Below are 502 nucleotides of genomic sequence, written 5' to 3'. Positions count from 1 at the left end.
CCTGATGGATGAAGCCTTCAGCGCGCTTGATCCCTTGATCCGGGCTGAAATGCAGGACCAGTTGCTTGAGCTGCAGCGTACGCTGAAAAAAACCATCGTCTTTATTACCCATGATCTGGACGAAGCCCTGCGCATTGGCAACCGGATTGCCATCCTCAAGGACGGTCAGTTGATTCAGGTGGGCACGCCCCAAGAGATTCTGCTGTCGCCGGCCGATGAGTATGTCGACCGTTTTGTGCAGCGCCGCCGTACGCCAGTTGATTGAGTCGGCACAGGATTGAAGCTCATGTTGCTATTGGGTGCGCATAGGCCGAACTGCTTTAAAGCAACCGGTGTTCAAAACAAAAAAAGGCCCGCCGGGCTAAACCGGGCGGGCCTTGAGAATCAGCGAGCAATCAGTGCTGTGTGCTGTCCTGTGTGGTCGGCAGCGCGATCAGCTGTTTTTCCTGGTTCCAGTCGAACGGTTCGTCGTTTTGTTCAGCTTCGTAGCGACGCTCTTCCA

Annotated in this window: 2 pseudogenes; one reads left to right on the top strand and one right to left on the bottom strand. The window is 55.0% G+C overall.

Going from position 1 to position 502, the window contains the following annotated elements:
* Nucleotides 1-265, top strand: a pseudogene (locus TU76_RS24410) (glycine betaine/L-proline ABC transporter ATP-binding protein); the annotation flags it as partial.
* A 130-nt stretch (nucleotides 266-395) separates the two neighbouring features.
* On the opposite strand, the pseudogene TU76_RS24405 reads toward TU76_RS24410, so the two are convergent.
* Nucleotides 396-502 (bottom strand): annotated as a pseudogene (locus TU76_RS24405) (PA2817 family protein); the annotation flags it as partial.

The sequence above is a fragment of the Pseudomonas psychrophila genome, from assembly GCF_001043005.1.
Taxonomy (GTDB): Bacteria; Pseudomonadota; Gammaproteobacteria; order Pseudomonadales; family Pseudomonadaceae; genus Aquipseudomonas; species Aquipseudomonas psychrophila.
Note: the sequence above shows the minus strand (reverse complement) of the source record. Positions and strands in the feature narration are given on the sequence as shown.